The following is a 23,471-nucleotide window of genomic DNA, read 5'->3' on the forward strand; positions in this document are numbered from 1 at the left end:
CCGCGTCGATCATGCGTCAGTGGTAGTCGTCTTCCCGTTGATGTCGCACGGCTGGAATCGTGACTTGCTCGGTCGCTTCAATCTCGAACAGCAGGACATAGCCCGACGTGCCGAAAGACACGATCAGCTCACGCAGAAACGGATTCCCATCGTCGATCTTGCGGCATGTGAACGGAAACATTCGGAGCATGGCGATACCTTGTTCGATCGCGTCCGCAGCCCGCGCCGCTGCATCGATATCGCGTTCGAGCAGGTATCGATACATCCGCACCAGATCCTCACGGGCCGCACGTGTATATCGGACCCGATAGATCAATCAGCCGCCTTCGCTGCTCTCGCAGCCTTCAGCATGCCCTCGAGTTCAGCCTGCACGTCGGCGGCATCGACGTATTCGCCGGTACGGCGCGCCTCGTCGCGCGATGCGAGGCCACGGGTGACAAACTCGCGCTGCAGGCGACGACGCGCGATACCATCGCGAAGCGCCGACTCCATGAACGCAGACAACGTCTCGTTTTCCTCAAGGACCGACTCTGCCGCCTCCCGCAATTGCGGATCGACACGCAGCGCCGGCATGGTCGCAGTTTTCATTGCACACTCCATGCATTACACATGTAATGCATGGTAGCACACCCTCTTTTACACGTGCAGTCGGCCATTTGGCCTAACCAACGTGTCCGGGACCACAATCCGGCCGCGCCGCGTGCCTCACGCCCGCACCGCCACCATCCCCCGCTCCGAGCGGGTCCACGCGACCAGCGCGCCGAATCCGAGCAGCGCGAGACACACGATCGGCACGATCATCGGCCCGAACGCGGTGCCCGTCACCTTGCCGGCAAACGGCATCAGGTTCTGGCTGAAGAAGCCGCCGAGGTTGCCGATCGAGTTGATCGCCGCGACGCTCGCCGCCGCCCGCGCGCCGGTGAAGTAGCGCGGCGGCATCGACCAGAAGCACGGATACAGCAGCGGGATACATGCGCCGCCGAGCACCAGCGCGATGAAGCGCAGCGGCGTCGACGGCAGCACGAGGCTCAGCAGGAAGCCGAGCGCGCCAAGCGCCGCGACGATCGCGATCGTGCGCAGGATGCTCTTCGCGCGGCGCAGTTTCCCCGGCAGCCACACCAGCAGCAGCACGGCAAGCGCCCACGGCAGCATGCTCAGGAAGCCGTTCGTCGTGCTCGACACGCCGAACGATTTCACGAGCGTCGGCAGCCAGTAGGTCACGCCGTACAGCGACGTCGACATCAGCATGTAGGTCGCCGCGAACAGCATCACGCGCGGGTCGAGCAGCGCTTTCCACGGCTGGCCGTGCTCGGCCTGCGCGGGTTTCTCGCGTTCGAGCGCGGCCTCGACGACCTGCTTCTCGCGGTCGTCCAGGAAACGGGCGTCGCGCACCGACGCGGGCAGCACGCGGAACACGACGATCGCGACGATCACCGCCGGGATGCCCGTCGCCACGAACACCCACTGCCAGCCCGCGAGCCCCCACACGCCGTTCAGGCTCAGCAACACGCCGCCGACCAGCGAGCCGAGCATGTTCGCGAGCGCGCTGCCGAGCGTGAAGATGCCGAGCACCTTCGCGCGATAACTCTGCGGAAACCACAACGTCAGGTAGTAGATCACGCCCGGATAGAAGCCGGCCTCGGCGATGCCGAGCACGAAGCGCAGCGCGCAGAACGCGGGCATCGACGTCGTGAAGCCCATCAGCACCGTGATCAGCCCCCACGTCAGCATGATCCGTGCGAGCCACACGCGCGCGCCGTAGCGATGCAGCGCGAGCGTGCTCGGCACCTCGAACAGCAGGTAGCCGATGAAGAACAGCGACGACGCGAGCCCGAACGCGGCTTCCGTCATCCCGAGGCTGTGCACCATCTGCAGTTTCGCGAAGCCGACGTTCTGCCGGTCGATGAACGCGATCAGGAACATCACGACGAGGATGGGCAGCAGGCGCCGCGCCATCTTCGACATGATGCGCTGTTCTTCGGCGGACGCGGGGTCCAGGGTGTCGGTAGCATTCACTTCAGGCTCCTTGCGTGAATCGGTTGCACAGCGGTTGCATGTCGGTTGAATCGGCGCCGCGCGCAACGATCGCGCGGGTGCGGGGCATGTCGGGGAAAGGAAGCGGCGGCATCAGCGCGACCGGTAGTCGTCGAGCATCGGCGCGAACATCTCGTGCCATGCGCGCGGCTTCGCCTTGATCGTGCCGGCCAGGTACAGGAATTCGACGTAGTCCATCAGCTGGTTCGGCAGTACCGAGAAACGTGTGTCGGGTGCGGCGAGCATCCGCATCACGTCGTCGTGCGACACGCCGACACCCGACGACGCCGCATACAGCGCGGCCGCCGCGCGCGGGTCCTGCGCGATCAGGCGGTTCGCTTCGTCGAGCGCGCCGAGAAACGCGACGGCCAGCGCGGGGTCCGTATCGACGAGCCGCTTCGGCGCGAATACGACGTCGAGCGTCAGCGGGCCAAGCACGTCGACCGAATTCACGACGCGGTGAATGCCCGGCTGCCGCAGCTCGAGCGTCGAGAACGGCGGCGACGTGAAGTGCGCGGTCACGCCGTTCTCGCGCCGGATCAGCGCCTGCATCGCCTGCGGATGCGGCAGGTTCACGGTGATCGAATCGAGCTGCGCGAAATGCTTCGCGCCGAGCTGCCGGCTCGCGACCATCTGCAGCACGACCGCCGACAGCGACGTGCGGATGCCGGGCACCGCGATCCGGTCGGACGGCGTGAAGTCGCGCAGCGACACGAGGCCCGCGCGGTTCGCGTTCAGCGACAGCGACGTGGTGGACAGCCCGCTGATGCCGATCACCTCGACGTTAGGAATGCCGCGCGCCCGTGCCCACAGCTCGATGAAACCCGGTGCGCCGGCGCCCGCGAAATCGAGCGTGCCGGCCATCATCGCGTCGTTGACGGAATTGCCGCCGTCGAGCAGCACCCAGTCGACCGCGACGTCGCGCACGCCGTGGCGCGCCGCGTGCCGCTCGAACAGCCGCTGCTTCTCCATCACGAGCAGCGGCAGGTACAGCACCCCGAAGCCTTTCGAGATCCGGACGGTGCGCGGCTTCGCGCGCACGAGCGGCGGCGCGGCCAGCATGCCGATGCCGGCGGCGATCAATGCGCGGCGGCGCGGCGACGTCGTCATGCGCGGGCCGCCGTGCGACGGACGGCAAACGGCCACGCGAAAACCCGCGTCGCGCTGCGCCGCGCGTTCGTCGTGCCCGTGACATGCTGCATGTTGCCGTCTCCTTGAATATTTCTGGTATTAATGCCGTCCTTGCGTGCTGCATCCGGCTCGACACAGGTTATCGACCGAGTCTGAGAAAATGCTGACATCCCGGCCCCGGGAAAACCCCTAACCCACTCATCTGCGAAACGGCACCATGCGCATTCTCGTCGTGGAGGACGATGCCGAAATCGGCGCGGCGATCCGCAGCCGCCTGGCGCGGCTCGGCCATGCCGTCGATCTCGAGACCGACGGCGCAACCGCGAACGGGCTGCTGCGCGTCGAGCGCTTCGACCTCGTCGTGCTCGACGCGAACCTGCCCGGCATGGACGGCTTCACCGTGCTGCGCAACCTGCGCGCGTCGGGCAGCACGACACCCGTGCTGCTCGTCACCGCACGCTCGGCGATCGACGACCGCGTGAGCGGCCTCGGCCTCGGCGCCGACGACTACCTGGTGAAGCCGTTCGACTACCGCGAGCTCGACGCGCGCGTGCAGGCGCTCCTGCGCCGCAACAGCGGCCACGCGAACGACGTGCTGACGCTCGGCGGCCTCGTGATCGACCGCAGCAGCCGCCTGGCGGAACTCGACGGCCAGCCGCTGTCGCTGTCGCGCCAGGAGTTCGCGCTGCTCGAAATCCTCGCGAGCCGCCCGCAACGCATCTTCTCGAAGGACGAACTGCTGAACCAGCTGTTCAGCTTCGGCAACGAGCCGACCGCGAATGCGGTCGAGCAATACGTGACACGCGTGCGCAGGAAGCTGCAGGGCAGCTCGGTCGAGATCCGTACCGCGCGCGGGATGGGGTATCAGATTGCGGCGCACTGACTGGTTTCCGAAGACGCTGTTCGGGCGCACGCTGCTGTTCATCGCGCTCGTGGTCGCATCCGGCGCGCTCGCGCTCGCGGCGATCGCGCGCTACTACGCGGGCGTCGCGGCCGAACGCGCGTACGACCAGCTGCTCGCCGGCGCCTCGATCCAGGTCGCGGAAAACCTCTACGTGCAGGGCGGCGTGCTCGCGCTGAATCCGCCGGTGGCCGCGCTGTCGACGCTGTCGCGCTACGACCTCGTCTACTACAAGGTCGTCGATTCGCGCGGCATCGTCGTGGCAGGCTACAACGATCTCGCGAGCCCCGTGACGCTCGCCGCCGCGAAACAGGGCCCGGCGTTCGCGAACGGCCTGTACCAGGGGCACCGGATCCGCACGGCAACGATTGCACGCTACATGCCCGAGGAAAGCACGCCGGGCTGGGCGCTCGTGACCGTCGCGCAAACCACCAACGCGCGCCAGCAGCTCACGAACGACATGAGCCTCAAGGTATGGACGCTGATCCTGCTGATGAGCGTGCTCGCGATCGGCGCGAGCGGCCTCGCGATCCGGCGCGGCCTGCGCCCGCTCGCGCAGATCGGCACGATCATCGCCGCGCGCGACCCGGCCGACCTGCGGCCGGTGGCCTTCGACACGCCGAGCGAGATCGACGCGATCATCGGGTCGATCAACGGATTGATACACCGCCTGGCCGAACGCATCAACGCGATGCAGCGCTTCATCGCCGACGCCGCGCACCAGATGCGCACGCCGCTCGCGCGGCTCGACGCGCAGATCGAGCTGCTCGACGGCGAATCCGATCCCGCGCGCCACGCGGCACGCCTCGACGCGCTGCGCGCGACCAGCGCGGACGTCGGTCGCCTCACCGGCCAGTTGCTCAATCACGCGATGGTGATCCATCGCATCGAGGCCGTGCCGCTGCAACCGGTCGAACTCGTCGCGCTCGCGAAGGACGTGCTCGGCCGCACGATTCCGCTCGCGGGCGAGCGCGATGTCGCCGTGGCGTTCGCGAGCGATGCGCCGCTGGCGTGGATCGACGGCGACGCGATCAGCCTGCAGGAAGCGCTGTCGAACGTGCTGCACAACGCGTTGCTGCACGGCCACGCGGACGACATCGTCGTATCGGTCGCAACCGCCGGTCACACCGACGGCGCGATCACGCTGACCGTCACCGACAACGGCCGCGGCATCCCTCGCGAACACTGGGACGCCGCATTGCAGCCGTTCGTGCGGATCGCGCCGGACGGCAGCGAGCGGCGCACCGGGTCGGGCCTCGGGCTCGCGATCGTGCAGGAAGTGATGAAGGCGCACGGCGGGCGCGTCGGATTCGCGTTTCCCGACGCGGGCGGGTTCGCGGTCGTGCTGACGTTTCCGCGCGCGGCGGTGGCCGGTACAAAAGAGACTTAGACTACCGGCATCGCGCGTGCGGCGGCACCTGATGCGGATGCGCGACAGCGGTCAAGCGACAGCGGTCAATCGTCGCTGTCGTCGCCAGAAGCCGTCGCGCTGCGCTCCGCATGCCGCGCCATCGGTTATTCGTGCGCAGCGTCGTACGCAATCCGGAAGCCCGTATGTCCGGTCGACGTATCCCGCGGCCGGCCGGTCCGGGCGGCGATGCGGTAGCGATAACAGTAGTCGCGATGACACAGATACGAACCGCCTTTCAGCGTGTGCTCCCGCTCCGCGAGCGCCTGACGGTTCCGGGCCTTTCCCGCGCTCGACAACGACTGCGTCAGGAACGGATCGGCGCACCATTCCCACACGTTGCCGCTGCAGTTGTACAACCCGGCGGGATTCGGCGAAAACGCATCGACCCGAACCGTGCCGGCATACCCGTCCGGCGACGTGTTCAGATGGGGAAACACGCCGTGCCAGATATTGCAGCACTGCATCTCGTCGGACGGCTCCTCATCGCCCCACGGATACCGGCGCGCCTGCGCGCCTCCTCTTGCCGCATGCTCCCACTCGGCCTCGGTCGGTAGCCGGCCGCCGCACCACGCTGCGAAGGCGCCCGCATCGTTCCACGAAACATGCACGACCGGATGCTGCTCGCGCCCGCCAAGCGACGAACCGGGCCCCTCCGGCGCCGCCCAGTTCGCGCCGTCGATCGCCAGCCACCACGGCGCGTCCGCGGTGCCCACCAGATGGTTCGCGGAAACGGCGGACGATCGAAACACGTAGCTCCAGCCGATGCGCTCGGCTTCCGTGCGATACCCGGTCGCGGCGACGAACTCCGCGAACCGCGCATTCGAGACGGCATAACGATCCATCCCGAACGCGCGCAGCGTAACGCGCCGCCGTGGCCCCTCGCCGTCCGCCTTGATGACGGGCGTATCCGTGCCGATCCAGCTCTTGCCTGCCTCGAACCAGACGATGTCCCGGTTCGACGGTACGCCGGCGCCCGTGCTGTGGGTGCCCGACGCGCACGCATGCGCCGAAACGGCGGACAGTTGCTGGCGCTTTCCCGCGCCGGGACAGCACGATCGATGCTTGTCGTTGTTCAATTTCCCTCCTCGCCGGACCACCGTTTCTCCGTATCTGCCGGCCACGGCATGTCAAAACCCGGATTGCATCGCACGTCAATCACCCGACGTCGCCCCGGCCTGCGCCGCGCGCTTGCGCTCGATCTCGGCGCGCATCGCCTGTGCCTGGACGGCCAGATGCGCACGCAACCGTTCGGCGCGATCCGCGTGGCTGCGGGCCAGGAGCTGTGCGGGCTCGATCGCGCCGGTGGACGGCAGCCCGAGCCGCGTGTATTGCTCCTGCGGCGCATCGTTGGCCCGCATCAGATCGCGCATGAGTCCGGCCATCCGCAGTTCGACCGACTCGTCGTACAGCGGCCGCTCCTGTTTCGGATCGTCATGCAGATCGAACAGCAGCGTCCCCGACCGGTACGCATACCCGATCGGCCGGCTCGCGATCTTCATCGTCCGCACGCCCTTCGTAAACGAAAAGGGTTCCGACAGTTCGATATCCTGCAGTTCCTCGACACCGAACATCTCCCGCATGTGAGTCGGCATCAACGTATATTCGTACAGCGGTTCGTTACGGTCCGGGTCGGCGCCCGAGCGCATGTACACGTAACGACCGTCGGTCACGTTCACTTGTTCGCCATGCATGCCGAACAGCGCGGCCTCGCGAACGGGAACGTCTTCGTCGATCGTTTTCCGGAGCGCGCCGCCCTGCATGTCCGGCGTGGGTTCCAGCCCGAAGAAATCGAGCAGCGTCGGCGCGATATCGATCATCTGAACGAGCGACTGGCGCCGCACGCCTGCCCGACGGCAGCGCGGATCCCAGATGAACAGCGGCGTGTTGGCGAGTTCGTTGAACCACGGCTGGACCGTCTTCGCCCACCATCCGTGTTCGCCGAGCATGTACCCGTGGTCGGTGCACACGATCAGCATCGTGTCGCGCCACAGATCGAGCTCGTCCATCAGGTCGAGAACCCGCCCGAGCGAACGGTCGCACATGGACACGAGCGCGGCGTACCCGGCTTGCGCGGTACGCATGTCGCCGTCCGTCTCGCCGGCGGAGACGGGGCCGTAGGGCGGCCAGTCGAAGTGCGCGTCGCCTCCCTCGCCCGGGTAAAGGTCGCGATATTTCGGATAGCTGGCGAACGGCTCGTGCGGATCGAACGTCTCGATCTGCAGGAACCACGAATCCTTGTCGTGATTTTTTCTCAGGAACGCTTCGCCCGCATCAAAGGTCAGCGTTTGCGGATGAAGATCCTCGGTCGGGTAATACTGGCGGTTCACGAAGTCCTGCCGCGCGGAGCTCTCCTTCAACGCGCCCTTGAGCCGGGCCGGCATCGGAGGCGGCCCGAGTTCCGCCTTCCATGGATCGCCCTCCTGCCCCCGGAAGAATTCCCAGCTGCTGTATCGCGTGTGGTAGGTCGCGCCGCCATCTTCCCAGTAGTGCGGATGATCGCTCGCCAGATGGGCATGAATGCCCTTCTTGCGCAGCATCGCCGGCATCGAATCGTCGAACGGCTCCAGCGGCCCCCAGCTGCGATGCAGAAAGTTGTAGCGCCCGGTATGCAGCTCCCTGCGCGCCGGTATGCAGGCCATGCTGCCGATATAGCAGTTGTCGAAAGTCGCGCTGCGGTCGGCGAGCCGCTGAAAATTCGGCGCGTGGACCCAGGTGTTGCCGTACGGCGGCAGCATGCGCCGATTCAGGCTGTCGTACATCACGAGTATGGCTTTCATGATCGGTTCAATTCACTCTACGTTTGATGCGTTGTGCGTGGCTGCCTCGTTCACGCGCGTTTCGCCGTCGGAACGGTCGCGCCGCCATGCCGGATGCAACGCATGCGACGATTCAAAGGGTGCCCGTCTTACCGGGTCTGCGGACTGATGCGCAGCCGATTGCGTACCTCGCCGACACCCGGCACGCGCTGCGCGGCCGACACGGCCAGCGCGGCCTGCTCGGCATCGGCCACCTCGCCGGACAGCGTGACGACGCCGGACTTCGCGAAGATGAGCAGACGGCTCGAATCGAGACGTTTCGTTCGCGCCAGCACGCCTGCCACCTGCTTGCGCAACTTGCGATCGGCCGCCTTCGTCGCCTTGCGCGACTCGCTGCCCGACGCCGACGCTGCCGCTACCGCCGGTGCCGCCGATACCGCCGATACCGCATCCGGCGTCGATGCCGCTCCACCCTGCGATTCCTGAGCCGCCGCGCTCAGCGCACTCAATGCGATCATCGCTGCCGCAACGTAGCGGCAACCCGTTCTGCAAACCTGCATGTCGTTTCTCCCGTGATGCCCCGGCAACGCGTCGCTTCATGCGCCGCGACGCCATGGGCTATATCTCTAGAACTGCGTCATGACGCCGATCGATACACCGCTCACCGTGCGCCCGTCGGGACGCAGGTTCAGTGCCGATACGTTCGTCGGATCCTTCTTGTAGGCCCCCGAGAAGCCGTTCCGGTCGAACTCCACATAGAGTTCCGACCGTTTCGACAGGAAATATTCGAGCATCGCGTACGAGGTCATCTTCCGGCCATCCGCCCCGGCAACGTTTTTCAGGTTGCTGGCCATGTCGTAATAGGTGGCGCCGGTGAACTGCAACGTCGGCGTGATCTGGTAGACGATGCCGACCCCGGGAATGTTGTCGCGCCGCTTGCTGCCGGTCGCGCTCGCCGCGGAAACCGCGAGCGTGCTGTAGTTCAGGTACAGCCGCGTCGGCCCGAGTTGCCACGTCGCGCCGCCCATGGCGGTTTGCGCCCACTGGTTGGTGGTGGCGCTGTAGGTCTTCTGATACGCGGCCGCGAGCAGCAGCGAGCGGAACTGATAACTGGCGCCGACGGACAGATTCGTACCCGTGTGCCAGTCGCCGGCCACGCCGCCCGGCGAATAACTGGCTCTCAGCGCGAATCCGCCGAGTCGGCCGACGTATTTGACCGTGTTGTTGAAACGGGCATCGAGCGTAAAGAAATTGCCGCCCCAGACAATGCCGGGCGTCATCGCAAGCGTCGAGCCATTGGCCTGGTTCGGATCGAGTTGAACACCGATATCTTCGGCGGCGTTCAGCTGGCGCCCGAGCGTCAGCCGGCCGAATCCCCCCTCCAGCCCGACGTACGCCCGCTGCGAGAAAAGCGTATTCGACGATTTCAACGCACCGGTGCCCAGGTTGAAGCCGCTCTGCAGCAGGAACACGGCTCTCACTCCGCCGCCCAGGTCCTCCTTGCCCGTGAAACCGAGGGTATTGCCCGCAATCGGATTGTTGTCGAAGCCAACCTGTTGCCCGCCCTTCCCGCCATCGGTCCACCGAACGCCGCCGCCGAGCGTGCCGAACAGCGTCACGCTCGACTGCGCTTGCGCGCTTCCGCCAATCACCAGCGCAACCATGCCTAATGTCAGTCTCCTCACCACACCGCTCCTCCAATAATTAATCATCCTTATTAAATTGCACGTTCAACCGGACTACATCGAACCGGGCTTCTCCGAGCCCTGTGCGAGCCGGACGCGAATGCGCGCTTGACGTGCCTCCTTCGCGCCCGGTTACTGCCTATCGATCGTCCTGCGCACGCCACTCGCCGGGTCGCGGCAAATCGACCGGCGGGAAACGGGAGCCTTTCGCGGCGGGCAGGACGTCAGCCGTCTCGACTTGCCAGCGCAACAGGCGCTCCAGCAGCCCGGCCTCGATGTCGGCAAACTCCGGCTGGCCGGCCAGGTTCGTCGTCTCGCTCGGATCGGTCGTGCGCCGATACAGCTCGGGTGCCTCGTAGAGTCGCCACACATACGTCCACTCCGGCGTCCGGATGACCGCGGCCTTGCCCACGGTCTCCGGTTGCCCGCTTTGCAGCTTCGCCTTGATGTCGTACGGAAAACCGGCCTGCTCGAAATGGTCGACTTCCCGGGTCAGGAAGCCGCCCTCGCTGAACACCTGCTCCCGATGCGTCTCCCCGGCCGCCAGAAGGCAGGGTGCGAAGCTCTTCCCGTAGTGCGCATGCGTCGCTTCCAGCCCCGCCAGCTCGAGCAGCGTGGGAAACACGTCGATCATCTCGACCATCGCGCTCGAGGTCGTGCCGGCCACGTCAGGCCCGGACGCGCCCGATACGATCAGCGGATTGCGCAACAGGCATTCGTGCACGCCCGACGGCCACTTCTCGGCGAGCCCGAAATCCCCGAGGTATTCACCGTGATCCGAAAAGAACGTGGTGATCAGGCGCCCCGGCTCGGTGGCTCGGGCAGCCGCGTCCATCACGCGGCCGACATGATGATCCAGTCTCGACACCATGCCGTAGTACACGGCGCGCAGTTCCCGCCATTGCGCATCGGTCAACTGGTCCCATCCATGCGCGTTGGACAGCGCATCGATATACGCCGGCATCCGGCCACTGCCGACGGCACGCTCGGGCACCGCGGCGCGGTCGTACATCGAGAACCACGGCTCCTCGGCTTCGAACGGCGGATGCGGCGCGAACAGCGGGACATACAGCACCCACGGCTCGCGAGGCGGAGCGGCAAGCCAATGCTCCGCCGTGCGGATCACCACTTCGTCGTATTCGATCGCGGCCTGCTCCTGCGAACGCTGCCCCCGAAAGAACGCGCGCACCATCGGGTCGGCAGGGTCTCCCTTTGTCTTGCTCTGCAGGAATTCCGCCGCGCTTCGCCGCGTCTCCTCCGGCAGGAAGCCGTACTCATGCGCCGACCGCTCGGTCGCGCCGGGCGCGAACGAGTCACCGCGACCGCCTGCCATCGCGACGTGATAGCCGTTTTCCTTGAAGACGCGCAGGAAATTCGGCTCGTCCGGCCCCAGCAGGTAACCGAGCGTGCGATGGCCGGCCACGTGCGGATACTGTCCCGACAGGAACGACACGCGCGACGGCGAACAGACGCTGTGTTGTCCGAACGCCTGCGTGAATGCGACGCCGCCGGCGGCGAGCCGGTCCAGGTTCGGCGTGAGGACGGGCGTCGCGGGATGGACCGCGTGAACGCAGTCGGCACGCAACTGGTCCGCGACGATGATGACGAAATTGGGCTTCGTGCTCATGAAATATCCGTTAGAAAAATACGAGTCAACGTCAACGAACCGACTTGATCGCGGCGATGACGACCCCGCCGAGCAACACCGCGCAACTTGCCGCGATGAACAGCGCGTCGAAGCGGATCGCACCGCCCGGCCCCGTCAGCCAGGTGGCGAGAAGGGACAGGAACAACTGCGGAACGACGTTCGCGAGATGGAACACGCCCATGTCCTTTGCCGCGGCATTACGATCGGGCAGCACTTCGGTGACCAGCGCAAGGTCGACGGCCAGATACGCGCCCTGCGCCACGCCGATCCACGCGATCACGACCAGCAATTGCGGGAACGTCGTGCAGAACAGGAGCACCGGAAACCCGAGCGCCATCCCGATGCCGGCCCCGATCACGAAGACCTTGCGGCGCCGCAGCCGATCCGACAGGCGACCGAACACCAATGCGCTGGCCGTCATGGCCGTCGTGGCCACCAGCAGGCACAGGAACATCGCGTGCGGCGTCTCTTTCGTCGACAGGCCGATCCGGTCGCGCAGATAGAACAGCAGGTAGTACTGCAGGCTGCTTACGCCGAACAGCACCAGCGCACGCGACAGCCACGCGATCGCGAAGTCGGGATGCCTGACCGGATTGGTCCAGAAACTCGCCGCCAGTTGCCGCCACTGCAGCGGTTTCACGTGGCCGGCATCCAGCTTCCGGTCATGGGTCAGCATGACGAAGCAGACAATCGCCACCAGCGCGATCGCCCCCTGTACCAGCGCGATCGAGACGAGGTCGGGCGCCAATTGCCTCGCGATCCCGACGCCCAGCAACACACCGATCGGCGGCGTGAATCCGACGAGCGACGAATAGACGCCGAGCTTTTCGGACCGAACCTGATCCGGCAGCACCGCGTTGAGACCGCTCAAGGTCGAATTGAAGGTCAACGCCATCAGCCCCCATCCGAGCGCGAGCTGCGCGGGCGTGCGAGCGGTCGCCATGACGGCCATCGCACCGAGCCCGCCCAGCATGCCGCCCAGGATCCACGGCTTGCGCATGCCCCAGCGCGAGCGCGTGTGATCGCTCAGCACACCGAAGATCGGCTGCGCGATCAGGCCGATGAACGAGCCGATGCCGAGTGCCCGCGCCAGCACGGCTGCCTTGTCGGTCGGCGAGATTCGTTCCGCCAGCATCGGCAGGATCACCATCGGATACGGCAACATCGCCAGCCAGACGCCGACGAAGGCGACCGTCAGCGTCACGCCGAGATACCGGTTGCCCGTTTTGCGGGCCGCTACAACCATCATTTCGTCCATACTCCCTCTCCACTCATCGTCCGCCGCCTTCCGCTCAGCGCCCGAACAGCCGCCCGTCGAGCTGCACCGACCCGACGATCGCGTGATCGGTCGCCGCATGCGCCAGCGCGACGCGATACGTGCCGGCCGCGATCCGCCACTGCCCTGCCTGCCCGTCGAACCGGGCCAGCAGGCGCGGATCGACCGTCAGCGACACACGGACGGATTCGCCCGCGCGCAGCGTCACGCGCTCGAAACCGAGCAACCGGATGCGCGACTCGCCGCATGCATCCGTCAGGTAGAGCTGCGGCACGTCGTCGCCGTCGCGCGCGCCGGTGTTGGTCACCGTGAAGCGCGCCATCACCGTGTCGCCACCGTCGAGCCGCAGGTTGTCGTATGCGAAGCGCGTATAGCTGAGCCCGAAGCCGAAGCCGAAACGCGGCGGCCGCCCCGTCTTCGCGAACCAGCGATAACCGACGTCCGCGCCCTCGTGATAGTGCACGTCGATCGGCGTGCCGAGTTCGACATCGGCGCCCGGCAACGCCGGATGCGGCGTATCCGCGACGTCCGTCGGAAACGTGACCGGCAGCCGGCCCGACGGGTTGACGCGCCCCGTCAGGATCTCGGCGATCGCCTGCGCGCCCGCCTGCCCCGGATACCACGCCTGCACGATCGCGGCGACTTCGCCGCTCCACGGCATCGCGACCGGATTGCCGGTCTGCAGCACGACGACCGTATTGGCGTTCGCGCGCGCCACCGCGTCGATCAGCGCATCCTGGCCGAACGGCAGCATCATGTCCGGACAATCGAAACGCTCGCCTTCGTGACGGATCGCGTTGACGATCACGACGTCGGCGCGGCGCGCGAGCGCGACCGCATCCGCGACGTGCGCGCCGCTGTCGTATTCGACGATCGCGTCCGGCCGTAGCGCACGCAGCGCCGCGAGCGGCGACGCGCCGCCGATGCACATCGCGGTCGGCCCGAGCAGCGGATGGCTGCGCATCGGCACGACCGCCGCATAACCGCCGTGCGGCATCACCTGGCTGGAGCCCGACCCGGACAGCACGCCCGCCTGCGCGAAACCGCCGATCACCGCGATGCGCCGCGCCGTTTGCGCGAGCGGCAGCACCTCGCGTTCGTTCTTCAGCAGCACGATGCCCTCGCGGGCAATCTGCAGCGCGATCGCGTCGTGCGCAGCGAAATCGACCGGCTCCGGTGCGCGCTCGCGATCGATGCCGACCGCGTAACAGGACCGCAGGATGCGCGTCACCATTTCGCCGATGCGCGCCGGCGGCACCTTGCCTTCGTCGTACGCGCGCCGCAGCGGCTCGTTGAACCACTCGGCCTCGTCGAGCTGCGCGCCCGAGTGCTGGTCGAGGCCCGCGAGCGCGGACTCCCAGCCGTACACCGCGCGCCAGTCCGACATGATCCAGCCCTTGAAGCCCATCGCGTCCTTGACGACGTCCTGCATCAGATGCCGGTTGCCGCTCGTGTACTCGCCGTTGACCCGGTTGTACGCGGTCATCAGCGCGCCGGGATCGCCTGCCTCGATCGCGATCTGGAACGCGAGCAGGTCGCTCTCGCGATGCGCATCCGGATCGATCACGGCGTTCAGGAAGAACTTGTTGGTCTCGCTCGCATTGAGCGACACATGCTTGAGCAGCGCGATCACGCCCTCGCGCTGCGTGCCCGCCACCACGCAGCCGCCGATCCGCCCGGACAGCAGCGGATCTTCCGATACGTATTCGAAATTGCGGCCGTTGCGCACGTCGCGCACCAGATTGATGCCGCCGCCCAGCGCCACGTTGAAACCGCGTGCGCGCGCCTCCTTGCCGATCGCCGCGCCCATCGTGCGCGCCAGCGCCGGATGGAAGGTCGCGCCGAGCGCCAGCCCGGCCGGGAACGCGGTCGCGCGCTCGTCCGCGGTTTCGGTATGGCGCAGGCCGAGGCTGGCGTCGGCCAGCTTCAGCGCCGGCACGCCGAGGCGCGGCACGCCGGGGACGTAGCCGGCGATGACGGGCAGGTCGGCCGGTACGCGCGGCTCGCGGCCGGTGCGGCCGAACACGCGCACCATCAGGCTGTAGAGCAGCGAAAACCGCTCGTCGTCGGTCATGCGGGCTTCGGTCTCCCGCGCACGGGCGTCGGGGCAATCCGCCGGCGCCATGCTCGCGGCGGCCGGGGATTCGATGGGGGTCTGCAGTCGAGTCGAGGATGTCATCACGCGTTACTTCGTATGAATGGGACCGGCCGACACCACGCTTGCACCGTCAGCCGAACTGTTTCCACCAAATAATTATCCGAGTGGATAATTATTGTTTTGAGCGTGAGTGTCAAGCGGGTAAAGGCGGCAACGACGACGGGGTTTTCCCCGACCCGGGCGGGCCAGGAGGTCGCCCCCGGCGCGCGGCAGCGGGTCGGGACGGCCCGTTGCGGCCGATCCGCGCGGACGGCACAATCCGGGGATTCGATCAAGGACAGGACAGATGCAGATTGCAAGGCAGGCACAGCAGGAACGCAGCGAGCAGACCCGTTCGGACATTCTGGGGATCGCGCTCGAACAGTTCTCGACCCGCGGTTTCGACGCGGTCAGCCTGCGCGACATCGCGGACGCGGCAGGCGTCAACCACGCGATGATCCGCTACTACTTCGGCAACAAGGAGAACCTGTGGCGCGCCAGCGTGACGCAGCTGTTCGACCGGTTCATGGAAGGCGTCGCGTTGCCGGACCCGGCGTCGGACACGTTCTCGATCGACGCCGTCAAGCAGTACATCCGCAACTACGTGCGCTATTGCGCGGCGCATCCCGAGCACGCGCGGCTGATGATGCAGGAGGCCAATCGCGATTCGGAACGCCTGAAGTGGATGGCGGAAACCTTCGTGCGGCCGCGCCATGATCGCTCGGTGCCGCTGGTGCGCTACGTCAGCGAAACGACCGACGGGCTCGCGCGGATCGACCCGGTCGTGCTGCTGTACATGATTACCGCGATCGCGCAGGTGCCGTACCTGCTGACCGCGGAAATGCGCTACGCGCACGGCATCGACGCGCTCGACGAGAAAGCGATCGATGCGCATTGCGACGCCGTCGTCGCGTTCATCTTCCGTTGAAGCGGCGGGTGCGCGGGCGGGCCATGCACCGCCGCGCCCCCGGCCCGGATCGCGCGATCAGGCCGCGACCTCGCCGCCGAGATACGCGTCCCTGATCCGCTCGTCGTCGAGCAGCGTCCTCGCCGGGCCTTCGAGCACGACGCGCCCGGTCTGCAGCACATACCCGTAATGCGCGATCTCCAGCGCGAGGCTCGCGTTCTGTTCGACCATGAACACGGTCACGCCCTGTTTGTTGATCGCGTCGATCAGTTCGAGCACCTTGTCGACGTAAAGCGGCGACAGCCCCATCGTCGGTTCGTCCATGCAGATCAGCTTCGGCCGCGCCATCAGCGCGCGCGCCATCGCCAGCATCTGCTGCTCGCCGCCCGACAGCGTGCCCGCCCGCTGCGTCAGCCGCTCGCGCACGCGGGGAAACAGGTCGAGCACGCGTGCGTAGTCCTCCGCCACCGCCGTGCGGTCGCCGCGCGTGTACGCGCCCATCAGCAGGTTCTCGCGCACGCTCATGTCGCCGAACAACCGCCGCGCCTCGGGCACGGCCGCGATCCCGCGCCGCACGCGCTGCGGCGTCGCGAGCGCCGTCACGTCGTCGCCGTCGAAGCGCACGACGCCGCGCTTCGGCCGCATCAGCCCGAGAATCAGCTTCATCGTGGTCGACTTGCCGCTCGCGTTGCCGCCGAGCAGGCTGACGATCTGGCCGCGACCGACTTCGAAGTTCACGTCGAAATGCACCTGCACCGGCCCGTAGAACGTGTCGAGGTGTTCGAGTTTCAGCAGCGCATCGGTCATGTTCATTCGCAATCCGGAAGAAGTGTCGGTCATGCGGCTGCCTGCGCCGCCCGACCGGCCGGCGTGCCGCCCGCATGGCGGCGGCCGAGGTACGCCTCGATCACGTGCGGATCGTACCGCACGTCACGCGGCGCGCCTTCGGCGATCTTCACGCCGTTGTCGAGCACCATCACGCGGTCGGACACGCGCATCACGAGTTCGAGCTTGTGCTCGATCAGCAGGATCGTCAGGCCGCGCGCCTTCAGCAACTGGATCAGTTGCAGCATCTCGGCCGTCTCCGTCTCGTTCATCCCGGCCGTCGGTTCGTCGAGCAGCAGCAGGCGCGGATGCAGCGCGAGCGCGCGGCCGATCTCCACGCGCCGCCGGTTCGCATACGACAGGCTGTGCGCCGGATGATCGATGCGCGGGGTGAGCCGTTCGCCGAACCCGGCGATGATGTCGCGCGCCTCGTCGCGCAGCGCCGCTTCCTCACGCCGCACCGACGCGGGCCGCACGAGCGCGCGCCACACCTCGGCCGCCGCGCCGAGCGCGGGCCAGCCCGGCCGCGCCGCACGCAGCCGCGCATGCGCGCCGATCAGCACGTTGTCGAGCACGCTCAGGTTGCCGAACACGCGGCCGTGCTGGAACGTGCGTGCGATGCCGAGCGCCGCGAGGCGCTCGGGCGCCGTACCGGTGATGTCGCGGCCGTCGAACGTCACACGGCCGGCGTCGGGCCGGTCGGCGCCCGCGATCAGGTTGAACAGCGTCGACTTGCCGGCGCCGTTCGGGCCGATCACGCTCAGCAGCTCGCCGTCGGCGAGCGTCAGGCTCGCGCCGTCGAGCGCGGTCACGCCGTCGAAACGGCGCGTCAGGCCCTGCACGTCGAGCAAGGGTCGATTGGTGGTCATCGCGTTCCTCCTCACACCGTGCCGAGCAGGCCCTGCGGCCGGAACCGGACGAGCAGCAGCAGCACGAGGCCATAGATCAGCATCCGGTAATCGGCCGCCCAGCGGAACAGCTCCGGCAGCCCGATCAGCGCGATCGCGCCGACGATGCCGCCGAGCACGTTGCCGAGCCCGCCGAGGATCACCATCGTCAGCGCGAGGATCGACACCTGCGAATCGAAGGTCTGGTGATTGATGTAGCTGTACAGGTGCGCGGCAATGCCGCCGCTCACACCGGCCGCGACGCCGCCGACCGCGAATGCGATCGCCTTGTAGCGGTTCGGCGCGATGCCGTGCGCACGCGCGGCGACGTCGTCCTCGCGCACCGCGCGCAGCGTGCGGCCGAGATGCGAGCGCAGCAGCCGCACCTGCACGAGTGCGAACCCGACGAGCACCACGAACGTGAACCAGTACGCGGCGCGCGCGGTGCTCGCCCACGGCAGCGGCGCGATGCCGGTGATGCCGAGCGGGCCGCGCGTGAGGCCATCCCAGTTCAGGATCACGAGGCTCACCACTTCGCCGATGCCGAGCGTCGCGATCGACACGTAGTGCCCGCGCAGGCGAAACGCCGGATAGACGAGCAGCGTGCCGAGCACGGCCGTGATGACGCCCGCGCACGGGATCGTCACGGCCGGCGACCAGCCGAGATCCGACGACAGCAGCGCCGACGCGTACGCACCGATCACGAGCAGCGCCGCGTGGCCGAGCGAGATCTGCCCGACCGTGCCCGCGACGAGCGTGAGGCTCAGCGCGAGCAGCCCGTACAGCCACGCGTTGGTAAGCGTCTGCAGCACGTACGGCGACGCGCCGAGCCACGGCAGCACGGCGGCCAATGCGATCAGCGCGACGAGCACCGGACGCGGCACGCGCACGGCCTTCGCGGCCGCGAGGAAGGTACCCGTCATCGGCTCGGGCGGCAGCGCGCGGTTCCCGCTGAACAGGCCGTTCGGCCGCCACACGAGGAACACGATCAGCAGCCCGAACGCGAACAGGTCGCGATAGCTCGTGCCGAACAGCGCGACGCCGTAGCTCTCGACGAGGCCGAGCAGCAGGCTGCCGGCGATCGCGCCCGGCACGTTGCCGAGCCCGCCGATCAGCAGCGCGACGACGCCCTTCAGCGTCGCCTGGAAGCCCATCGCCGGATCGATGCTGTTGTAGTACATGCCGACCAGCAGCCCGCTCACGCCGCCGAGCGCGCACGCGATCGCGAACACGGTCTGGTTCACGCGGTCGACGTCGACGCCCATCTGCAGCGCCGCGTCGCGATCCTGCGCGGTCGCGCGCACGGCCCAGCCGAGCCGCGTGAAGCGCAGGAAGCCGTACAGCAGCGCGGCCGCCGCGATGCCGATGCCCGCGATCAGCAGGTCGAGCGAGCCGAGCGTCGCGCCGGCAATGCGCAGATGCCAGTCCGGCAGCGGCGTCGGCACCGCACGCGGGTCCGCGCCGAAGGCGAGCTGCGCGAGCTGGTCGAGGATGAAGCTGATGCCGATCGTCGCGAGCAGCGGCGCGATGCGCGCCGCGTGGCGCAGCGGCCGCAGCCCGATCCGCTCGATCGCGACGCCGAGCGCGCCGCAGCCGACGACGACCGCCGCGAGCGCGACCGGCAGCGGCAGCCCGAAGCGGGTCAGGCACAGCCAGCCGATGAATGCACCGACCATGTACACCGAGCCGTGCGCGAAGTTGATCAGGTGCGACACGCCGAAGATCAACGCGAGCCCGACCGCGAGCAGCGCGTAGATGTTGCCGACGATGAGGCCGTTGAGCGTGTAGTCGAGCCAGGAAGCCATCACGATGCGTCCGTCACGTGCATGCGGTTCGGGGTCAGCGCGCGGCGAGCTGCGGTTTCGCGCCGTCCCACAGCGCCCACTGCCCCTGCTTCACGACGAGATACACGGTGCGCGCGCCCGCGACGCGGCGCGTCTGCGGATCGAAGCGCACCTTGCCGAAGATCACGCTCGGCACGTCGCTGATTTTCGCGAAGCCGTCGTGCGCGGCCTGGCGTGTCGTGCCGTAGCGGCGCAGCACTTCCGCCGACAGGATCAGCGCGTCGTATGCGCGCGCGACGAACGAATCGGGATCGGCATGGAATTTCGCGCGATAGCGCTGCACGAACGCCTGCACCTCGGGGCGCGGCTCGGCCGGGAAGAAGTTCGATTCGGTATACACACCGTCGACGGCCGCGCCGCCCAGCTCGAGGAATTTCGGCGAATACACGGAGCCGACCGCCGCGATCGGCAGCGTGACGCCCGACGTGCGCGCCTGCCGCACGATCTGCGCGCCGTCCGCGTAGTACGAGATCAGCACGATCGAATCGGGCTTCGATTCGCCGATGCGCACGAGCGTCGAACGGAAATCCTTCTCCGCCGGCTGGTAGCCTTCGGCCGCGACGACCTGCGCGCCGAGCCCGGCCACCGCCTTCGCGAAGATGTCCTTGCTGGTGCGGCCCCAGTCGGTGTTCAGGTACAGCACCGCGATCCGCTTGAAGCCGAGCTCCTTCACCGCGTAGCGCGCGAGCAGCGGCTGCTCCTCGGCCTGGCTCAGCGCGGTGCTCCACAGATAATCGCCGCCCTTCGTGAAGTCCGGATGCGAGTTCGTGAAGCCGAACTGGATCAGCTGCCCGCGCTGGTAGATCGGCGATGCGGCCATCGACGTCGCGCTGGAGAAGTCGCCCAGCTCGATCGCGACGCGCGGATCGGCGACGAACTTCTGCGCGATCGCGACGGCCTGGCGCGGGTCGCTGCGGCTGTCCTGGAAGTCGATCGCGAGCGGCCGGCCATGGATGCCGCCGCTGCCGTTGATCTCGTCGAGCGCGAGATCGAAGCCGCGCTTCCATTGTTCGCCGTATTGCGCGTCCTGGCCCGTGAGCGGCCCGCTCACGCCGATCACCACCGGCTCGCCCGATACGCCGGCGGCGAGCGCGCCGCCCGTCGACAAGCCCCATGCGGCAGCGAGCGCCGCCACCGTGCCCAGCACGCGCCGCCATGCGCCGCGTGCGTCGTTCCCCGAAACGTTCATGCGTCCCCCAGCTTCAGTCAGTCGAAAAGAGTGAGGGCATGTAACCATCCGGTTCAGGACGATCCAACGAAGTTTTGCGTATATCGATATCGGGCGCGGCGCGAAGCCGGCGACGCCCGCGAAGGGCCGCCTGCACGCGCTGCCGCGCGCGATGAGGCGGCACGCATCGCATCGTGTTGATTCGATTGGCGTTTCCTGTACGTCACGCGTCGCCACCGGCGTGCCCGCGCGCCCGTCCGGCCATCGCGACGATCGTGCGCTTCGCAGTTTTCGCGCTGTCGATAGCAAAATTCATTATATGAATCACGCATGCTCACACTCCTACAATGCGCAAATCGCATCATCGGAAGGTGTCATGGAGCTGCATCAACTCGAAGCGTTTTCCGCGGTCATGTCGGCCGGCAGCGTGACCGGCGCGGGCGAACTGCTCGGCCGCTCGCAGCCGGCCGTCACGCGGCAGATCCAGGAGCTCGAAGCCGATCTCGGCTACGCGCTGTTCGACCGGCACGGCCCGCGCGTCACGCCGACGCGGCGTGCCTTCCTGCTCTACGAGGAAGTCGAGCGCTCGCTGGTCGGCCTGCGTGCGATCGAGGCGCGCGCACGGGCGCTCGGCGACGAAACCGCCGAACCCGTGCGCATCGCGGCGACGCCTTCGCTCGCGGCGACGCTCGTGCCGGCCGCGCTCGCCGCGCTGCCTGACGGCGCGCAGGCGCCGCACTACCAGTTGCGCAGCGAATCGGCCGAGCATGTCGTGCACGAGGTGCTGGCCGGCACGGCCGACATCGGCGTCGTCACGCTGCCGATGGCGCATGCGGGGCTCGACGTGCACTGGATCGCGCAGACGCCCTGCGTCGCCGTGCTGCCCGCGGGCGACCCGCTCGCGGCGCAGCCGCGCATCGCGCTGCGCGATCTCGCGCGCCGCCGTATCGTGACGGTCGCGAACCGGCACCGGCTGCGCCAGCGGATCGATGCGGCATTCGCGGCCGCGCGGGTCGACGCACGCGTCTTCATCGAAACCAATGCGTCGCTGAATGCGGTGATGGCCGCGCGTGCCGGCATCGGGATCGGCATCGTCGATCCGGCCACCGGTGTCGCACTGCCGGTGGACGGCGTCGTCGCCCGCCCGCTCGACGTCGACATCCCGTTCGCGTTCGGCGTCGCGACGCCGGCCGGCAAGGCGCGCACGGCGGCCGTCGATGCGCTGCTCGACGCGCTGCACCGGACGACGCGCACACTGCTCGACGACGTGATCTTTCACGACGCCGCCGCGCACGACGCGCTGCTGCGCGGCGACCGGCTGCGTGCCGGGCGCCCGTCACGTCCTTCGAATCCTTCAAATCCTTCACGCCCTTCCAGCCCGCCACGCACGACACGATCGCGCCGCACGCGCCCGGAGGCCGCATGACGATGCTCCCCGATGCACTCCACGCACTCGAAACCCGGCTCGCTCAAGACCTGCGCTGGCTCGACCTGCCCGCGCCGTCGTGGGTGCTGCCGCGCGAGGCCGACGGCACACGCGTGCTCGACGTCGCGATCGTCGGCGGCGGCATGGCCGGGCTCGCGGCTGCCGCCGAACTGCGCCTGCTCGGCATCGACAACCAGTGCGTGATCGACCGCGCGCCGGCGGGTTACGAAGGGCCGTGGGTCACGTTCGCGCGGATGGACACGCTGCGCTCGCCGAAGCAGCTCGCGGGCCCTGCGCTCGGCCTGCCCGCGCTGACGTTCCGCGCCTGGTTCGAAGCGCAATACGGCCGTGATGAATGGGACGCGCTCTACAAGATTCCGCGCACGCAATGGATGGACTACCTGCGCTGGTACCGGCGCGTGCTCGACCTGCCGGTGCGCAACGACACCACGCTCGTCGCGCTGCGCCCGCGCGACGACGGCCTGCTTGCGCTCGACGTGCGCGGCAACGGCGAAGCGCAGACGCTGCTCGCGCGGCACGTCGTGCTCGCGACCGGCCGCGACGGGCTCGGCGGCCCTTATGTGCCGCCCGTCGCGCACCGCGCGCCGCGCGCGCGTTGGGCCCATTCGTCCGAGCCGATCGACTTCGCGGCGCTCGCGGGCAAGCGCATCGGCGTGGTCGGCGCGGGCGCGTCCGCGTTCGACAACGCGGGTACCGCGCTCGAAGCCGGCGCCGCGCGCGTCGACCTGTTTTTCCGCCGCGCGGACATTCCGCGCATCAACAAGCTGACGGGCATCGGCAGCCCGGGGCTCGTGCACGGCTACGCCGATCTCGACGACGCGACGAAGTGGCGCTTCATGCACTACGCGCTGACGTCGCAGACGCCGCCGCCGCGCGACAGCGTGCTGCGCGTGTCGCGTCACGAGCATGCGCATTTTCATGCGGGCAGCCCGATCGAGACGCTCGCCGAACATGCGGACGGCCTCGACGTGACGACGCCGCGCGGGCACTACACCGTCGATTTCCTGATCTTCGCGACGGGCTTTCATTCGGACTGGACGACGCGCGCGGAATTCGCGTCGTTCGGCTCGCACGTGCGGCGCTGGAAGGATCGTTATCGGCCGGCACCCGGGTTGTGGCTCGACGAACTCGCGGAGTCACCCGATCTCGGCCCCGCATTCTCGTTCCAGGAGCGCGAGCCCGGTGCATGCCCGGCCGTCACGCGAATCCATTGCTTCAACCATGCGGCAAGCCTGAGCCACGGCAAGCTGTCCGGCGATATCCCGGCGATCAGCGCGGGCGCCGAGCGGCTCGCGCGCGGCATCGCGAGCCGGCTGTTCGACGCGGATCGCGATCGCCACTACGACGCGCTCGTCGCATACGCGAACGCGGAACTGCAAGGCGACGAATGGCGCGACGCCGATGCATGAGCGCT

20 protein-coding genes are annotated in these 23,471 nt (G+C 67.9%); 5 read left to right on the plus strand and 15 right to left on the minus strand.

Annotated features, from left to right (window positions below):
* Positions 1 to 16: 16 nt before the first annotated feature.
* From PQB87_RS30665 to PQB87_RS30680, 4 genes are all read right to left on the minus strand, one after another.
* Positions 17 to 265 (minus strand): type II toxin-antitoxin system RelE/ParE family toxin, encoded by a 249-nt coding sequence (locus tag PQB87_RS30665; protein WP_489243192.1) that lies wholly within the window; start codon positions 263 to 265, stop codon positions 17 to 19.
* Positions 266 to 312: 47 nt separating this feature from the next.
* Entirely contained in the window at positions 313 to 588 is a 276-nt protein-coding gene (locus PQB87_RS30670) for a YlcI/YnfO family protein (protein ID WP_111939050.1), read from the minus strand.
* Between the two features lie 117 nt (positions 589 to 705).
* On the minus strand, positions 706 to 2,016 hold the full coding sequence (locus PQB87_RS30675) for an MFS transporter (protein WP_104767379.1): 1,311 nt from the start codon (positions 2,014 to 2,016) through the stop codon (positions 706 to 708).
* Positions 2,017 to 2,127: 111 nt separating this feature from the next.
* On the minus strand, positions 2,128 to 3,144 hold the full coding sequence (locus PQB87_RS30680) for an ABC transporter substrate-binding protein (RefSeq protein ID WP_027790810.1): 1,017 nt from the start codon (positions 3,142 to 3,144) through the stop codon (positions 2,128 to 2,130).
* Positions 3,145 to 3,382: 238 nt separating this feature from the next.
* Here PQB87_RS30680 and PQB87_RS30685 point away from each other — a divergent pair, with 238 nt between their 5' ends.
* The gene (locus PQB87_RS30685) at positions 3,383 to 4,048 is read left to right on the plus strand and encodes a response regulator transcription factor (RefSeq protein WP_021158397.1); all 666 of its coding nucleotides are present in this window, start codon (positions 3,383 to 3,385) and stop codon (positions 4,046 to 4,048) included.
* Complete coding sequence (locus tag PQB87_RS30690; protein ID WP_431208422.1) at positions 4,035 to 5,456, plus strand: sensor histidine kinase; 1,422 nt, start codon at positions 4,035 to 4,037, stop codon at positions 5,454 to 5,456. The genes PQB87_RS30685 and PQB87_RS30690 overlap by 14 nt, the downstream gene beginning before the upstream one ends.
* A 125-nt stretch (positions 5,457 to 5,581) precedes the next feature.
* Here the strand turns inward: PQB87_RS30690 and PQB87_RS30695 are convergent, their stop codons facing one another.
* The 7 genes from PQB87_RS30695 to PQB87_RS30725 form a co-directional block, all read right to left on the minus strand.
* Positions 5,582 to 6,553: a formylglycine-generating enzyme family protein gene (locus PQB87_RS30695; protein WP_489243193.1), complete on the minus strand. Its 972-nt coding sequence runs from the start codon at positions 6,551 to 6,553 to the stop codon at positions 5,582 to 5,584.
* Between the two features lie 75 nt (positions 6,554 to 6,628).
* Positions 6,629 to 8,254 carry a sulfatase gene (locus PQB87_RS30700; protein WP_489243194.1) on the minus strand — a complete coding sequence of 542 codons (1,626 nt, stop codon included), beginning with the start codon at positions 8,252 to 8,254 and terminating at the stop codon, positions 6,629 to 6,631.
* 128 nt (positions 8,255 to 8,382) lie between these two features.
* On the minus strand, positions 8,383 to 8,793 hold the full coding sequence (locus tag PQB87_RS30705; protein WP_059687626.1) for a BON domain-containing protein: 411 nt from the start codon (positions 8,791 to 8,793) through the stop codon (positions 8,383 to 8,385).
* 66 nt (positions 8,794 to 8,859) lie between these two features.
* Positions 8,860 to 9,897 (minus strand): porin, encoded by a 1,038-nt coding sequence (locus PQB87_RS30710; RefSeq protein ID WP_489244308.1) that lies wholly within the window; start codon positions 9,895 to 9,897, stop codon positions 8,860 to 8,862.
* Positions 9,898 to 10,057: 160 nt separating this feature from the next.
* Positions 10,058 to 11,545, minus strand: coding sequence for a sulfatase family protein (locus PQB87_RS30715; RefSeq protein WP_489243195.1), 1,488 nt, complete (start codon positions 11,543 to 11,545; stop codon positions 10,058 to 10,060).
* Between the two features lie 31 nt (positions 11,546 to 11,576).
* Positions 11,577 to 12,824 carry an MFS transporter gene (locus PQB87_RS30720; protein WP_489243196.1) on the minus strand — a complete coding sequence of 416 codons (1,248 nt, stop codon included), beginning with the start codon at positions 12,822 to 12,824 and terminating at the stop codon, positions 11,577 to 11,579.
* 34 nt (positions 12,825 to 12,858) lie between these two features.
* Positions 12,859 to 14,916: a beta-glucosidase family protein gene (locus PQB87_RS30725; RefSeq protein WP_489243197.1), complete on the minus strand. Its 2,058-nt coding sequence runs from the start codon at positions 14,914 to 14,916 to the stop codon at positions 12,859 to 12,861.
* Between the two features lie 370 nt (positions 14,917 to 15,286).
* Between PQB87_RS30725 and PQB87_RS30730 the strand changes: the two genes are divergently transcribed.
* A complete protein-coding gene (locus PQB87_RS30730; protein WP_021158387.1) occupies positions 15,287 to 15,907 on the plus strand; it encodes a TetR/AcrR family transcriptional regulator in 621 nt (206 codons plus the stop codon).
* Between the two features lie 57 nt (positions 15,908 to 15,964).
* Here the strand turns inward: PQB87_RS30730 and PQB87_RS30735 are convergent, their stop codons facing one another.
* Genes PQB87_RS30735 through PQB87_RS30750 form a run of 4 tightly spaced genes read right to left on the minus strand, consistent with a single transcriptional unit; the run spans position 15,965 to position 20,631 of the window.
* Positions 15,965 to 16,693 carry an ABC transporter ATP-binding protein gene (locus PQB87_RS30735; protein WP_155629109.1) on the minus strand — a complete coding sequence of 243 codons (729 nt, stop codon included), beginning with the start codon at positions 16,691 to 16,693 and terminating at the stop codon, positions 15,965 to 15,967.
* A gap of 29 nt (positions 16,694 to 16,722) precedes the next feature.
* Positions 16,723 to 17,580 (minus strand): ABC transporter ATP-binding protein, encoded by an 858-nt coding sequence (locus PQB87_RS30740; RefSeq protein ID WP_489243198.1) that lies wholly within the window; start codon positions 17,578 to 17,580, stop codon positions 16,723 to 16,725.
* Between the two features lie 11 nt (positions 17,581 to 17,591).
* A complete protein-coding gene (locus tag PQB87_RS30745) occupies positions 17,592 to 19,403 on the minus strand; it encodes an ABC transporter permease (RefSeq protein ID WP_489243199.1) in 1,812 nt (603 codons plus the stop codon).
* Between the two features lie 34 nt (positions 19,404 to 19,437).
* Positions 19,438 to 20,631, minus strand: a complete 1,194-nt coding sequence (locus tag PQB87_RS30750; protein WP_175891054.1) for an ABC transporter substrate-binding protein — start codon at positions 20,629 to 20,631, stop codon at positions 19,438 to 19,440.
* 298 nt (positions 20,632 to 20,929) lie between these two features.
* Between PQB87_RS30750 and PQB87_RS30755 the strand changes: the two genes are divergently transcribed.
* Positions 20,930 to 22,036, plus strand: coding sequence for a LysR substrate-binding domain-containing protein (locus PQB87_RS30755; protein WP_502291555.1), 1,107 nt, complete (start codon positions 20,930 to 20,932; stop codon positions 22,034 to 22,036).
* Entirely contained in the window at positions 22,033 to 23,466 is a 1,434-nt protein-coding gene (locus tag PQB87_RS30760) for an NAD(P)-binding domain-containing protein (protein ID WP_489243200.1), read from the plus strand. The genes PQB87_RS30755 and PQB87_RS30760 overlap by 4 nt, the downstream gene beginning before the upstream one ends.
* Positions 23,467 to 23,471 lie beyond the last annotated feature (5 nt).

It is taken from the genome of Burkholderia sp. KL41 (genome assembly GCF_057005415.2).